Genomic DNA, 15,193 nt, shown 5'->3' with positions numbered 1-15,193 from the left:
GCGAGCGAAGCTTGGTAAGCTTTATAAATTAGAAAAACCATTCCCTTGCGGAAATGGCTTCAACATTATTTATAAACTTTAAAATGCTAGATTACAGTTTTTCGATCTCCTCGATAGAAATACCTGTTCCTTTAGCAATATCAACTATAGATAAACCCATTTTCTTAAACTCCAATGCTATTGCAATGGCTTCTTCGCGCTTGCCTTTTTCAATGCCAGTCTGAATCCCCTTTTTTTCAGCCTTATCTAATAAATATTCTTGAGTGCCCATTGTATCGCTCCTTCCTATTTTTGTTTTTATTTCTTCCTTAAATATACTCATAACTTCCTCATTTTCAAAACCTACATAATAAGTAAGAAACCGTTATGAGCTTAGCTCATAACAGCATCATTTCCTATTAAAAAAATTAAATCAATGATAATCATATAGCCCTTGTCTCGTATCCTTATCCATCTCCCGTTTTATCATCTCGTCATAAAGATACAGTTTTCTATATCAGTAAAAATTTTTTCGGTTAACATTCAAGTCGCTTTTGTACAATATCCAAGTAAAATTGACAAGAAAGCTTTGACAGAAAAAGAATAGTAGTTTAGTATTGCGCACCTTAAAAAACATACCTAGCCATACCTTCGACTACTTCTGCGGTGATGACCGACGCCTCACAAAAATTAAATAAAGAAAGATTTCCCGCTATCGCCTTTCCTATTTCCTCCCCTATTCTCATGCTCAGCCACCCAACAGATCGACCAAAAAAGCATATTCATGCGTTTTTGTTCAACAAATTATGTCTTTAACTCACAAAAAAAGCTTAAATTATTTTAAATATTGCATTTTTATGCTATATTTGATATGAAACATATATAAACCGATTTTTTAACCGCTATAAATTTCTAGATGAAATAGCAAAATTTTCATGTTGTACAAGCACTAGGTGCATTGGCAAAACCTAAATTAAAGAGAAGCTAATCAAACACATTTTTTATTATGAAAAGAAGTATGCTCATACTAGTGAGCTTGCTGAGTACGTATGGAGTCGCCCTGGCCCAAAAAATCGTTACCGGTAAGGTCACTATGACAGATGGATCCGCCTTGGGAGGTGTTACAGTTTTAGAAAAAGGCAAAAACACCCAATCCATCACCAACAATAGCGGTATGTACAAAATTACCGTACAGGAAGATGCCACGTTAATTTTTAGACATGTCGGCTACCGACAAATCGAAAAAACCATCCTAGGACAGGCGGTCGTTAACATCACACTATCCGAAAATAGTTCATCATTGGACGAAGTAGTAGTAACCGCCTTTGGTGTCAAGCGTGATCGAAAAACACTAGGGTACTCTACCCCTATCGTCGCCGGATCAGATGTCTCCGAAACCCAACGGGAATCTTTCTTTCAAGGTCTTCAAGGCCGTGTCCCCGGACTGTCGATCAACAGTACCAGTGGTATGCCCGGCGCATCAGCGCAGATCGTACTCCGTGGGTTTGCATCCATCTCTGGCGACAACAATGCGCTTATAGTCGTAGACGGAGTCCCCATTAACAACTCTACCCTGAACGAAAATGACCTCGCCAGCAATGGAGCCAATAGAGACTTGGATTATTCCAATAGAGCAATGGATATTAACCCCGACGATATCGAGACTTATACCATTTTAAAAGGCCCCGAAGCTACAGCTCAATTCGGAAGCCAAGGTGCTGGAGGTGCCATCCTGATCACGACAAAGAAAGGTAAAGCCGGTCGGTTTACTGTCAACTATTCACTTTCAGGAAGGGTAGAAACGGTCAATAAATATCCTGAACGACAATATGTATATGCCCAAGGCACCAATGGCATATATGCCGCCAATTCAGTTTATTCCATGGGGCCGAGGTATGCTGAGGGTGTTACGCTCTATAAAGATAATGTCAACAACTTTTTCCGCACAGGCTATAACCAAAAGCACAACCTTTCTTTCGAAGGAGGCTCCGAAAAAGTGACCTACCGCTGGTCAAATGAATATAGCAACAACAGTGGCATTGTCCCTAATACTAGTTATAAGCGGTTTTCAACCCGCTTAAACGGAACAGCTAAATTTAATGATAAACTTGAGTTTAACACATCCTTTAACTTCATCAACACACAAAACGATAAAGCAAGAAAAGGTAATACGGGCTATTTAATCACCTTGATGCGCTTCAACCCTCTTTATGATGTCCGGGACTGGATCGATGAAAAGGGAAACCGTGTCCTGCACAGTTCGGATATTTACAATGAGCTGGACAATCCATTCTGGGACGTCTATCGCAATACCGCCAATGACGATGTCAACCGTATCCTGGGGACCTCCAACATTACTTATCGGGCCACCAACTGGCTAAGCCTGAACGGCATCATCGGTATAGATTTTTCTAACACGTTGGGCCAAAGCGTATACCATCCACAATCCTACTCCGGCTCGGGATCCTCCACCGATGTGCGCAACGGATCCATGAATGTGTATCAGGTCAATGGACGTGTGCTGTCAGGTTCATTTATGGCTACTGCCAACACAAAAATCGGCAGGAACATCAGCTTTCGGGCAAACTTAGGGACCGAATTTAAAGATTACAATACACTGACCAACTCACAATATGGTGAGGACTTTTACGATCCTGACTTTTACAGCATCAACAATACTTCCCCAAGTACACAGCTTGCCAAAACCATTGCCAATAACTTTCGGACGGTCGGCTTCCTTGCCCAGGCAGGATTTGGCTACCTGGACAATCTGCTCTACCTGAACTTAACTGGCCGACTGGATGCTGCCTCCCGTATGATGCCTAATAATCCTTATTTTGGTTATCCATCAGCTTCGTTAGCTTTTAACTTTTCAGACCTGGCTTTTTTTAAAAACAAACTCACCTGGCTCAATGACGGAAAGTACCGGATTTCTGTCGGGACCACGGGCAAAGCGCCATTCAAAAGCTATTATACCTTATCTAATTTAGAGCCAAAACTTTCGACCGGCGGTGGCTTCGCCTATGGTGTCAATGGTGGCAACCCCAATTTAAAAGCTGAAAAAACCAGAGACTTTGAAACAGGATTCGAATTTGGGCTATTCAAACGCAGGCTTACATTTGACTTCAGTTATTTTAACCGATTGAGCACCGGGCAGATCATCCTGCCACGGTTGAGCTATGGCTCCGGCTTTGTGTTGCGGATGATGAATGGTGGTGAAGTCAAAACCTATGGTACCGAGTTGCAAGTCAACGTCAACCCCATTAAGAAAACCGACTTCAGCTGGGATATGACCTTCAACTTTACCCAATATAAAGGAAAGGTACTTTCGCTGGCCGAAGAATTACCTGAATTATATGATTCGGACACCTGGGTACTGAGCGGTGTACGGTCTTCGGTGATGCCGGGCTACAGCATTGGTACGCTGTCAGGCACACGGTTTAAAAGAAATGAACGCGGTGACATATTAATCAATCCACAAACGGGACTACCTATCGCGGGTACAGATAAATATTATCCCATAGGGGACCGTATCCCGGATTACACACTTGGCATTGTCAATAAGTTCAATTACAAAAATTTTTACCTCACCTTCTTATGGGATCTCCGGAAAGGAGGCGATGTACTTAATGGACTGGATTATAGACTTTACACTTACGGACAATCTGTAAAAACATTGAATCGAGAAGATCCTCGGGTAATTGAAGGCGTACTGGAGGATGGACTTGAAAACACGGCCAGTCCAACGGTCAACCGCATAGCGGTAACACCTTATTCGGCATCGACCTACTATATGACCAATATAGAACCACAGATGTTTATTGAGAAAAACATCTATGCTTTTAGGCTCAGAGACATTACACTTCGCTACACCTTACCCAAACATCTTACACAGCGCATCTCATCACAATCTGCACTAAGTGTGTTTTTTACCGCTACCGATGTCTTCCTTTTCACCAACTATACCGGATTAGACCCAGAGAGCAATAGCAATACTGCCGGACTTGGGGGGATCGGAGGATATGGTATCGATTACGGCAATATGGCCAAACCGCGGGGGTTCAATTTTGGATTTAACTTGAGATTTTAGGAGGAATACATTATGAAGGCAACAATTTATACATTAATTTTTACGGTACTTATCGGACTGAGCAGCTGTAAAAAATACCTGGATATCAATGAGAATCCATCCAATCCGCAGCTCGTCAAAGCCGAATTGCTTTTAGCGCCGATCATCTATCAAATGGCCAATGGCTATGCCAATGACCAGCGACAGATGAATAAGTTCAATCAAACGATTTTGGGGGCAAGCACCGTAGAGGCCTCGCTGATTTGGGAGCGCCATGGATTTCCGCAGCAAAGTGATGTCGGTGGCGTCATGTGGCGCATGGTCTATTTTGATCACGGGCTCAACCTACAGTTGATGATCAATGATGCCATTACCAACAAAAAATATGAATACGCGGCGATCGGGTACGCAGTCAAGGCCTGGGGCTATCAGATGCTGACTGATTATCACGGTCCAATTATTCTCGATGAAGCTTTGCGGACACAGCAGTTATCGTTCAAATACAATGACCAACCGGATGTGTACGCTAAAGTCCGCGTATGGTGCGATTCGGCACTCTATTACCTGGATCAAAAGAGCCCTGTTGATTACAGCGCAAACTTGAATTCGAAAAAGGGTGACAATCTATTTCGGGGCAATATGGACCGTTGGCGAAAGTTTGTCTATGGTATACGAGCACTTCAATATATCCACTTGGTCAACAAACCTGATTTTAAAGAAAAGTATGCCGATTCCATTGCCTATTTTGTAGACCGTTCCTTTGATTCACCCTCCGATGACGCCGGTGTCAAATTTGATGGCGATAAATCTGAAACGGCCAATGTAGTGAGTTCAAAATTCGGCCTTTACACCACATCCTATTATAACAGAGCCGGCAAACCGATCGTGCGCTACCTAACCGGAGGGTTGCGTGGCGAACCGATTGAAAATCCAAAAATATCAACTGACCCGAGGCTTTCGCGCATGCTAATGATCAACAATCCTGTTGACAGCATCTATATCGGTGGCGAGCCTAATGTATCAAACACAACGGTGCCCAACATCCTTGGGGACATCAGTAGTGGACAAGGGAAATTTATCTTTAGAGATGCCGCGGATTTTCCGTTGATGACCTATGCGCAGCTGCAATTGGTCAAAGCCGAGGCAATGTTTATCAAAGGCGACCAGGCTAAGGCCTATGACGCTTATATCAAGGGAATTTATGCACACATGAATTTCGTGAATAAGTACATCAATACGACAAACGAAAAACCAATCACTTCGGCCGAAGTCGCAAGTTATATAGAGGGGGGTGAAATACCACTGACAGCATCTGAATTGACCTTAGCCGATATCATGGGTCAAAAGTATATTGTCCAATGGGGCTGGGGAGGTCTTGAACAATGGTGTGACTTAAGAAAGTACCATTATAACACGGAAATATTTAAGCAGTTTATTCCCTTGTCCGGCAGCCAGCTCACCTACAATGATTATTGTTATCGTGTGAGGCCACGTTATAATTCGGAATATGCATGGAATGCTTCAGAGCTTGAGCGGTGGGGCGCACTGGATCCCGAATATATCATTAAACCGACCTGGTTTGTTAACTCGGCCTATTAACCTACTAACTGGAAAAATTATGAACAATTTCAAAAAAATAGTGTTTCTTGCTTTAGCCACCTTTGGCCTATATTCCTGTGAGAAATCGATACAAGACTTTGGAAAAGTAGATTTCCTCGGTGCTGATGATGTCATTGTGAAGATCAATATGGCATCTATCTACCCCGACGACCGCTATATGTATATCAAATTTGACGGGCAACGTGTGACATCGCTCATCCGCGGGCGTGAGCCGTTTCCCGGAGGTGGCTACAATACACGGGGAGACTCGCGTCCGGATTTTTTAAAATGGAAAGCAGGCAATGTGAAGGTCCAAGTGTCGCTTCCGCATAAGACTGATGATGGGCGCGATTCACTTGTTTTAGCCGAATCGTCCGTCAACCTGGCTGCCGGCAAACGCTATACTATCCATATTACCGATACGGCGCAAAATACAAAGATGATCCTAAATGAAGAGGATCTGTCGCGCCCCGACAGTACACAGGCAAAGTATAGATTTACCAACCTGATGCCCAACGTCCCATCGATTGACCTCTACTATGGTGCGCCAGCTACCGGAAGTGCGGACGCTATCGCGATGCAAGACTCTTTGGTAGCCAAAGACGTTAAGTATCTGGAGACAAGTCCTTACTTCCAACTGAACCGCATTGCTACCCGTACCTGGAAGATCCGCAAAGCAGGATCCCCAGTGACAAATGGTACGGTAATCGCATCCTATAGCAATGGCGGCGCCATCCTAGATCGCAGATCGTACGTTGTTTATGCCCTTGGCTATGATGGATTTACCAGCACCATTATGAAGCCTTATGTTTCATTTTTCTTAGTCCGATAGATATGAAAAGAAAATCATTTTTAAATCCTGCTATGCTTTGCCTCGTATGCATCAGTATACTTTACTCCTGTAAGCAAAGAGATGACTATCCCTCATTTGATGATGAAGTGATAGAAACTATGCCGACAGATTCTATTCCTGATGACAAGGAAATCGAGCCAGTCACCAAGACCATTATGGATCGCACTGATCTGATCAAAAAGTTCCAAGTAGATTCTTCCGTCGCGCTAACCACGGGTCTTGTCAGAACCCATATCCGTTATCTGAATAAGCTTGACCAGCCTGTGAGCGTGCAACTGCTAAAAGCAGACCTTTCCATCAATGCGGCATTCCCCACGATCATGAGCGCATTTGATGATTACTTATATGTCAGTCAGCCGATTGGAGACATGGCAAAATATAATGAAAAGCGATCTGGCGGGGAGATTTTGGCTGCGATAAACGGGGCACTATCCACTGCCTATTCGTACATTAAAAATGGTCGGCAGATCAACGTATCGACCACCAATATCAAAACCAAGGAAAAGACAAGGCCATTTTTCGCGATCCGGAAAGACGGCACAGCATATATTGGCAATTGTGTCGATACCACCAAGTTTGCTTTTGAGCCTTATGATCTGAATCAATTTGGCGGGCTGGTCTCCGGCACCGAGTGGGTTCGTTACCGAGGCCATAGCGTTATATCTACTTCTGAAGTCGTGCAGGCCACTACGGCCATCGGATTATCATCCAATAAAAAAACGCTATATGCCTTGGTCGTTGATGGGGGTAATATTAACTTTTCGGTAGGCATCACCAGTAATGATGTTGCTACCTTAATGGCTGCTTTAGACGTTTACGACGGGTTTGTTCTGAATAGCGGCACTACCAGCGTAATGGTACAAAAGACCTTCACAACGGACAATTTAAATCCAATCGTCTGGAATACCGTCACTAAGCCTCTTACAGTAGGGGGGGCAGCAAGTATTAGCGGGATTGGGTTTGTGAAGCGATAAAGTAATATTAAAATCATTACCCGATCGATTATTGAACGTATATTTTGAAAATGCAAAAGGGGCTGTCCAAAAAGACAGCCTCTTTTTAAAACTCATCACTGACTATAAAAATTCAATGATACTCTCATAGAATCCAGGTTTATAGTTTCCGCTCCCCTCGCTTCAATGCTGAATGGGTTGTTTTTTGAAATAATTACTATATCTCTACCCAAAACTGTATCGTCTTCGCAGGAAATCTTGTAGATACTCCATTTAATAATAAAGTAAGTGATGTAGACATCAAAATTTACTACCAACAGCCGGGGCCGCCTTTCATAAACTCTATGTTTGTTATGATTTAAAAACAAAAACATTATGGCAAATCAACTTCTTATCAAAAACACAATGGCAGATATGCGTACGCTATCGGCTGCCGAGATTACTGGATTACAGCAGAAATACATAAAAGCATCAGTAAAAACAGTAAAGAACATTGAGAGCAACTATTCGTTGATATTACTTATCCAGTTATTAGCAATGCCATAATCTGTAGGTTTTTCCGTAGATTCAATACGGATTGTCCCACCTTTTCTGAGTTCATCGTGTGTTATCCATAAACGCCCCAAATCCTTACCGTTCAGTTGGATTGATTTGATATAACGCCTTTTGTCACTTGCATTCGGCACCTCAATGACAAGCGGGTTTATACCGTTTTGTAAAGTAATCTGATCGAAAAAAGGCACACTAATATAGAAAATAGGCTCACCTATCAAGGGTTGCTGCAGTCCAATGGCGGAAAGCACCCACCAACTTGACATCGCACCAGCGTCATCATCCATCGTCCGTATAAACGCTTTTGGTTCATTTTTATAGATACGATCGATATGTGCTCCGATGCCGCGGCTATTGTCATTGAAATAATATTGTATGGTGGTATCCAACGCTATCCGATGTACCCATTCCTGATAACGCCAAGGTGTCTTACTTGCATTATACAAGGTCAGCGATTGCATATCCGGCTCATTCGCTCTATTGAAATAATACCCATCATAAAATTCATCCAACTGCTTTACAAACTCTTCTTCGCCACCAGCGAGCTGCTTTAATCCAGCGACATCGAAGGGCACATTCCAGCGATATTGTCTGATTGTACCCTGATACATATCACGCGCTGACATACGATCGACATCCCGTTTGGTCAAATCTTTAAAATCTTTATTCCAAATTGTTTGATATGATCTTGCCCGCTCCAGATAGATTTTGCTGTCCTTTGGAAAAAGTTTGGCCATTGCCCACATATCATAACATGCTTCAAGGTATTTATCCGGTTTCTTAAAATCAAAGCGCGTGGTATCACGTACCAAGGAGTCTTTGATGCCACGAAGATCGACCTGATACCCTTTTCTGACCGCATCCAGCAGGACGACAGCAGCATGCTCCGTCCGGACTGAATTAGCCGGTTCATATGGTCCCGCAAAATCAAATTTGCCATAGCGGTACAAGTCTGCAATCGAGGAGACGACACCTTGGTACATTTTGGGATCTAGCAATTCCAGAAGCGGCAATTGTGTTTTATAATTGTCCCAGATGGCCCAACCGTGATAACGTGTTTCTTTGGAATGATGTATTTTTCCGTCTGTTCCCCGAAAATCGCCTTGCTCATTGCTGATAACATAGGGTGATTGCAAGCTGCGATATAGCAAGGAATAGAACAGATTTACTTTATCCGAATCGCCCTTTACTTGCAGCACTGAAAGGGAACTTTTCCAGCGATCAGCGGCACGTTTCTTTACGGTCTCAAAATCTAACTTAGCATATTCAGTCACTTTCTTTTTTGCGTCATTTTGGCTAACAGCAGAAAAAGCGATATTAATGTTCGCTATCTTAGTCTCCTCTTTCAGGTCTACCCATATCTTATTTCCTTCTTTTCGCCATCTACTGGCTTTAGGAATTTCCAGTGCATAATAAATGGTATAGATACCAACATGACAGGTGGTTTTGGCACGCACTTTACCCAAAAGGAGGTTACCTGTCTCGGTGAATTCATTATCGACAAAAGCCCCATTGAAAGCATGCCCAAGATCGATAAAAAAACCTTTTTTTCCGACTGGAAAGGCAAATTGCTCCTTACCGAAGTCTTCGTCCACAGCCACTTCAACCCGAATGCCTTCTGCTGTATTCACCGCATAATAACCCGGACTTGCCTGCTCATCAACTTTATTCAAAACCTTGTTGTGAGTTTCTAAAAAGGGCCTAATCAGGATCAGTCCTCCGCTCCCCATACAGCCCACTCCTTCCAGGCGGTTATGGGTAAGGCCTTTAATTTCCTTGGCCAGATACTCGTATCCTGTATGCGTTGTAGGATTGGTATAGGGCACTATACTCAGTTGGTGAAAAGGAGAAGAAGCCGCTGGTGAAAGCTGACCGTGGTCTCCGGAGGAGCCCAAGAAGACATTCACACGATCGGTCTGTGCGCTGGCAGTTGCTGCATAACAGAGTAGTAAAAACAGCAGTATTTTTTTCATTTATAGTATGTTTTAGCTGCAAAGTAATTTATCCAAATTTAATCCAACATTAAGCTACTATTAAGTTCCGAATTTAAAGTAAAAAAAAACCTGCTAAATTTTAGCAGGCCTTTTCCAATGTATACTATTGTTTGTCCCACCACACGCGGGATGTCATCTGATCGCCATTGTTGAGGTTGGCTACAGCTTTTTGATAATTCGTTGCATTGACTGTAGATTCTTCCGTAGGATACGTAAAGCGTCTCGGAATAGTCCCATTAGTTGCATTCCCGATATAATTCACTTGTTTCAATACCGGATAGCCCGATCTCCTCCAGTTGGCAAAAGATTCATATTCATCCGAAAACGTATTGATATAGTACTGGGTATTGATCTGCTCCAATGCTTTCGACTCACTGAAAGGATTTTGAGTAAGGTACCGTGCTATGGACGCGTCATCTATACCTGCGATTCCAAACTGCGTAAATTGTTTCATTGCTGCAGTAACGCCTGCGTCGTAATAGCTCTTGGCCGAACCTGAGATCCAGCCCCTAAAAGCAGCTTCTGCTAATAAAAGTTGGTTCTCGGCATATGTCACCAAAAACGTCGGCGCATCCAGGCGTGCGTAAGTATATCTGTTTACAACAGAATATTTATTCATTGCGCCCGGGTAAAGTGGATAATTTTCGATGAATGTAGCTCCTTTAGTTGTCTGATCATAACCATTTGGCATGCCCAGCTGCTTACTCGCTGTGGTATCCCCTCTTGAAAACCGGCTGTCGTCTACTTTAATCGTTGGGTCAGTCACCACCGTTGCGAGAAAACGTAATCGTGGATCATAGGTATTTTTCAGCAAGTTGATAAAAGATTCACTCATGCGGTAGGCATTTGGGTCTTCATGCACATAAATCTTTCCAAAGGGCTCTGCGCTATTGTTAGCGGTTACCGCACCCGGATGCAAAACAAGGGCACTCTCGTCATTGCTTGCAAACAAACCTCCAGCGACGGCAGTATTCACCCAAGTTTTAGCGACTTCAGCATCTACTTTAGAAAGACGCATACCCAATCTTAACATCAAAGAATATGCAAATTTTTGCCATTTGATCACATCCCCTTTGTAGATGATATCAGCATTACCAATGGTCGATGTCTTGCCATTCAGATTGGTCGCAGCTTCTTTGAGTTCTTTCAGCATATCCAGGTATATGGATTGCTGGGTGTCGTAGGCTGGATAGCCTTTTCCCTGATAATAGGCAAGACCTGCCTCCGAATAAGGTACATCCCCGTACATATCTGTAAGCCGGTGAAATAGCAGTACGCGCATGATGCGTGCCATCTGATATTCTGGGTTAAACTCTTGTTTATCCTTCCAATTTTCCATCAGATCCGTCACATCACGTATACCGTTCGGATATAGCCGATCCCAGAATGCAGAGTTGTATCCCGCACTATAGGTATATTTGTCTCCATTCCAATAACTTTCGACAGATGCCGTATGTTGGAGCATGGTGCTGATATAGATCAGCCCATTCCGCCAAGCTTCGTACTCTGTTCCATAGCCATATTGCTGTACATTGGTAAACATCAATTTATAATCCATATTGTCTTTTCCTATCGCTTCAGGATCGACATTTAGGTCACCAAAATCACTACATGCGGATAATCCGAATCCAAACGCAGCGACGAGATATAATAGTTTCTTTTTCATTTTTATGTTTCTTAACCTTTTACTGTTTTTAATATTTCCTCCGATCTTTAAGTCATTATTTGACCTTAGAATTTCAGATTTAAATTAAAACCCACATTGCGTGTCATAGGATAGCCATTGAGTTCCAGTCCTTGAGCATTACTGTTGTTGTATGCAGATTCAGGATCTATATTTGGCGTATTTTTGTGAATGGTCCATAGGTTACGACCGACCAAAGAAATTGAAGCTCCTCGGAACGGCGTTTTGGACAAGAAATCTTTTGGCAAGCTATAACCAAAAGAAATTTCCCGCAATTTGACAAATCCGGCATCATAGACAAACTCTTCAGTAAAAGACTGATCTACCACATACTTCCAATAGGTTTGAGCATCAACTGCTGTCGTATTTGTCGAGCCGCTTAGATTAACACCTTTGCCCACAATATTACCTTCGCGACCTTCTAAGGTTGCTTTATGTAAGCCTGATCCGTACAAGTTTAAATTTGTTCCCGAAAAGATTTTTGCGCCCAATTTGAAATCCAATAGCATGCCTAAGCTAAAGTTTTTATAGGTAAAATCATTTCTAAAACCGCCGGTAAAGCGATATACACCATTACCGAGCACCTCGACGGCATCAGAACGTACAGGTAAACCTTTATCGTCAAATATTCGATTTCCTGAAGCATCAGTTTTGTATTTATAACCCACGATCTGACCATAAGGAAGACCGACAATATTTTGTACAGAGGCATTTCCGGATCTAGATACTCCACCTTCAAACGTGAGGCTTTTTTGGTTACCCAAACTAAGCACTTTACTATCATTGAATGCAAAATTGACAGAGCCTTTCCATTTAAAATCATCCGCTCGGATAATATCACCATAGATCAATGCTTCTACCCCTTTGTTGCGCAATTCTCCAATATTCTGAATAGCGACGGAATATCCTGAGCCCGTACTTGTCGTTACACGCACAATATCATCTTTAGTTGTTTTCTGATAGACAGCAAGGTCAATACCCATTCTGTTGCCCCAGAATTCAAGATTGACACCCGCTTCCCATTCACTGATGCGTACCGGTTTTAAGTTTGCATTTGGGACAACCTCATTGTTGATCGTTCCGATGGGTTGACCTTGCAATTCATAGGATAATGTTCTATAAGCAAGCGCCGTTTGATAAGCTTTGGTTCCATTCGAAGCAGAGGCCCGGGACAACCTCAATTTACCCATATTGATCCAGTCTGGAAGCTTTAAGTGATCACTAAACACATAACTTAAGCTGGCAGAGGGATAGAGATAACCATTACTTTCCGGGTTCAGTGTCGAATACCAGTCATTACGGGCAGAAAGATTTAGGAACAAGAAATCTTTATAGCCAAAATCTGCTGTTCCGTATATTGACCTGACCTGATACTCATCATACAGTTTTTTGAAGGTACGGGTACCCGCGGCGACATTTCCTGTATTGTATACTCCATCCACAATAAATGGGCGTATCCCGCCATCTGTCCCCCAAGTTTGGTTACGCGTTTTTTGGCTATTCCCGCCGACCGTTGCCGAAATGGAGAAGTCACTGACTTTTTTCTTAAAACCAATTAAATAGTTAAAGTTGGTTTCTTCAAACTCTTTGTTATATTCATTAATGTAACCATTTGGATCCGCAGAGGCCCCTTTAGGCTGTACCTGTTTGAAGGCTAGGTTGAAACCATCCCGCGTAGCCGCTCCCTGTACATATAACCAATCCGTGATATCATAACGCAGATTAAACCCACCAGTCAATCTCTTTTTTGTCGACTTGTTGAATTTGCGATATTGTAAAAAGTAAGGGTTGTTAAAATAAACATTATTTCCAGGCTGCAATTCTTTGCCGAACTCATCTACTGCGGGCTCTAACCAGCGTACATCGTAACCATTGGCTAGATACAACAAGCTGGCATTGGTATTTCCATTTCCATCCGAAAGATTTGCCCGATTATCGACAAACTCAAACATATAATTGGCATTGATACCGAGCTGCAATTTTGGCGTGATCTTATAAGTCGTATTTAGGTTCGCCCCACGTTGGTTTGATTTTGCATTGGGCAGAATAGACCCTTCATAGCCATTATTCAAACCAAGTCGGAAGCTTGATTTTTCATCACTGCCACTGACAGCTAGTGAGGTTTGATTGCTCAATCCTGTGCGGTAAAAATTTTTCCAATTGTCCACAGGCGAATACACATAGCTATTGCCAAATTTATTCACCGCCTGGCTACCGTCCATTTTAGCACCCCAGCTTTGATTATAGGTATCGTTCGCAGAAGCGGCAGTTGTTGGTTTCGATCCTTGTACACCCTGACCATAGGTATCCTGAAAATCACGATAATCATAAATGGTGTTGACTGTCATATTGTTGTTGAAGTCAATACCTAACCCTTGTGCACCTTTACCGGATTTGGTGGTAATCATAATAACCCCGTTTCCACCCCGATAGCCATATAGTGCCGATGCGGCCGCACCTTTCAACACCTGGATATTTTCAATATCATCCGCATTGATGCTATTGAGGCCATCGCCCATATCCATACCACCATATTGTCCTGCCGATCCCTGATTCTGATTATCCAGCGGAATACCATCCACAACGTACAAAGGCATATTGTTACCAGTCATGGACGCATTACCCCGAATAACTACGCGGCTACTACCGCCGAGGCCGGTGGCATTGCCCGCGACACTTACACCAGCCACTTTACCGCTCAGGGCATTCCCCAAATTGGGATCCCGGGCTGTGGTAAATTGATCGCCCTTAACGGATGTCGTCGAATAACCCAGAGATTTCTTCTCGCGCATAATGCCCAGCGCCGTAACGACCACTTCTCCGATAGCCGTACTAGAAGCCGCTAGCTGAACATCCAGGGACTTGCTTTCGCCCACCGTAATTTCCTGATTTTCATAACCGATAAATCTGACCACAAGGACCTGACCTGGTTTAGCGGCAAGGGTATACCGTCCATTTGCGTCAGTTTGAGTGACCAGTGTCGTTCCCTTAACTGAAACAGTTACACCACTGATTGGATTTCCTGTACCAGCATCCTTAATGACTCCGGATATGGATTGCTGGAAGTTCACAAGATTTTTGTGCTCCTTTTTTACCAAAGATAGGTTAACAGCCGCATGCAGCTGTGTATAATTGGCTGCGAGAGCCACGAGTGGAATAATCCACTTTTTGGAGGCTGTCACCAATTTGATTTTGTCAGAATACCACATAAGTTTAATAATGATAGATTATCTTGATTTATAATTTTTCTTAGGTCGGTTACATTCATATTGCAACCGGTTGCAATGCTTTATAGACAAAGAAATGTATTATTTTCGATACATCAAAATATTAATTGTCATTTTTATACAGTTTAAAACCTTTTAGCCAAACTATTTATCCACGCATTGACTTGCTCACGCAATTGAATTGGTTATTTTTTTAGTAGTGCTTTTTTCATAGGCAATCATTCAAAAAGGTAAATAATGTGTTATTTATGTGTATAACATCGCAAATGCTCTTTTGTTTCTG

The 15,193-nt window shown here is 42.7% G+C and carries 9 protein-coding genes; 5 read left to right on the top strand and 4 right to left on the bottom strand.

The genetic code is table 11. The features are described 5' to 3' along the window. Positions 1-91 precede the first annotated feature (91 nt). The gene (locus G6053_RS01225; protein WP_165305304.1) at positions 92-322 is read right to left on the bottom strand and encodes a hypothetical protein; all 231 of its coding nucleotides are present in this window, start codon (positions 320-322) and stop codon (positions 92-94) included. Between the two features lie 663 nt (positions 323-985). Here G6053_RS01225 and G6053_RS01220 point away from each other — a divergent pair. From G6053_RS01220 to G6053_RS01200, 5 genes are all read left to right on the top strand, one after another. Further along, a complete protein-coding gene (locus G6053_RS01220) occupies positions 986-4,069 on the top strand; it encodes a SusC/RagA family TonB-linked outer membrane protein (protein WP_165305303.1) in 3,084 nt (1,027 codons plus the stop codon). 12 nt (positions 4,070-4,081) lie between these two features. Continuing rightward, the gene (locus G6053_RS01215; RefSeq protein ID WP_165305302.1) at positions 4,082-5,647 is read left to right on the top strand and encodes a SusD/RagB family nutrient-binding outer membrane lipoprotein; all 1,566 of its coding nucleotides are present in this window, start codon (positions 4,082-4,084) and stop codon (positions 5,645-5,647) included. 19 nt (positions 5,648-5,666) lie between these two features. Then, positions 5,667-6,479, top strand: coding sequence for a DUF4397 domain-containing protein (locus G6053_RS01210; RefSeq protein ID WP_165305301.1), 813 nt, complete (start codon positions 5,667-5,669; stop codon positions 6,477-6,479). Between the two features lie 2 nt (positions 6,480-6,481). Further along, positions 6,482-7,474 carry a phosphodiester glycosidase family protein gene (locus G6053_RS01205; protein WP_165305300.1) on the top strand — a complete coding sequence of 331 codons (993 nt, stop codon included), beginning with the start codon at positions 6,482-6,484 and terminating at the stop codon, positions 7,472-7,474. 354 nt (positions 7,475-7,828) lie between these two features. Beyond that, the gene (locus tag G6053_RS01200; RefSeq protein ID WP_165305299.1) at positions 7,829-7,999 is read left to right on the top strand and encodes a hypothetical protein; all 171 of its coding nucleotides are present in this window, start codon (positions 7,829-7,831) and stop codon (positions 7,997-7,999) included. Here G6053_RS01200 and G6053_RS01195 read toward each other — a convergent pair. The 3 genes from G6053_RS01195 to G6053_RS01185 all read right to left on the bottom strand — a co-directional run bounded on the left by G6053_RS01195 (position 7,957) and on the right by G6053_RS01185 (position 14,892). Next, positions 7,957-9,978 (bottom strand): glycoside hydrolase domain-containing protein, encoded by a 2,022-nt coding sequence (locus G6053_RS01195; RefSeq protein WP_165305298.1) that lies wholly within the window; start codon positions 9,976-9,978, stop codon positions 7,957-7,959. The two genes, G6053_RS01200 and G6053_RS01195, sit on opposite strands and share 43 nt — an antisense overlap. 124 nt (positions 9,979-10,102) lie before the next feature. Then, positions 10,103-11,665: a SusD/RagB family nutrient-binding outer membrane lipoprotein gene (locus G6053_RS01190; RefSeq protein ID WP_165305297.1), complete on the bottom strand. Its 1,563-nt coding sequence runs from the start codon at positions 11,663-11,665 to the stop codon at positions 10,103-10,105. A gap of 65 nt (positions 11,666-11,730) precedes the next feature. Further along, the gene (locus G6053_RS01185; RefSeq protein WP_165305296.1) at positions 11,731-14,892 is read right to left on the bottom strand and encodes a SusC/RagA family TonB-linked outer membrane protein; all 3,162 of its coding nucleotides are present in this window, start codon (positions 14,890-14,892) and stop codon (positions 11,731-11,733) included. Positions 14,893-15,193: the final 301 nt, after the last annotated feature.

Origin of the sequence: Sphingobacterium sp. DR205, from assembly GCF_011064245.1 — a bacterium.
In the GTDB taxonomy this organism is placed as follows: domain Bacteria; phylum Bacteroidota; class Bacteroidia; order Sphingobacteriales; family Sphingobacteriaceae; genus Sphingobacterium; species Sphingobacterium athyrii.
This window is presented reverse-complemented; position numbering and strand designations above follow the sequence as displayed.

Bases quoted from the DNA above. Each gene is read 5' to 3' on its own strand.
- G6053_RS01225 (WP_165305304.1), bottom strand. From the start codon at position 322: ATGAGTATATTTAAGGAAGAAATAAAAACAAAAATAGGAAGGAGCGAT.
- G6053_RS01220 (WP_165305303.1), top strand. From the start codon at position 986: ATGAAAAGAAGTATGCTCATACTAGTGAGCTTGCTGAGTACGTATGGA.
- G6053_RS01215 (WP_165305302.1), top strand. From the start codon at position 4,082: ATGAAGGCAACAATTTATACATTAATTTTTACGGTACTTATCGGACTG.
- G6053_RS01210 (WP_165305301.1), top strand. From the start codon at position 5,667: ATGAACAATTTCAAAAAAATAGTGTTTCTTGCTTTAGCCACCTTTGGC.
- G6053_RS01205 (WP_165305300.1), top strand. From the start codon at position 6,482: ATGAAAAGAAAATCATTTTTAAATCCTGCTATGCTTTGCCTCGTATGC.
- G6053_RS01200 (WP_165305299.1), top strand. From the start codon at position 7,829: ATGGCAAATCAACTTCTTATCAAAAACACAATGGCAGATATGCGTACG.
- G6053_RS01195 (WP_165305298.1), bottom strand. From the start codon at position 9,978: ATGAAAAAAATACTGCTGTTTTTACTACTCTGTTATGCAGCAACTGCC.
- G6053_RS01190 (WP_165305297.1), bottom strand. From the start codon at position 11,665: ATGAAAAAGAAACTATTATATCTCGTCGCTGCGTTTGGATTCGGATTA.
- G6053_RS01185 (WP_165305296.1), bottom strand. From the start codon at position 14,892: ATGTGGTATTCTGACAAAATCAAATTGGTGACAGCCTCCAAAAAGTGG.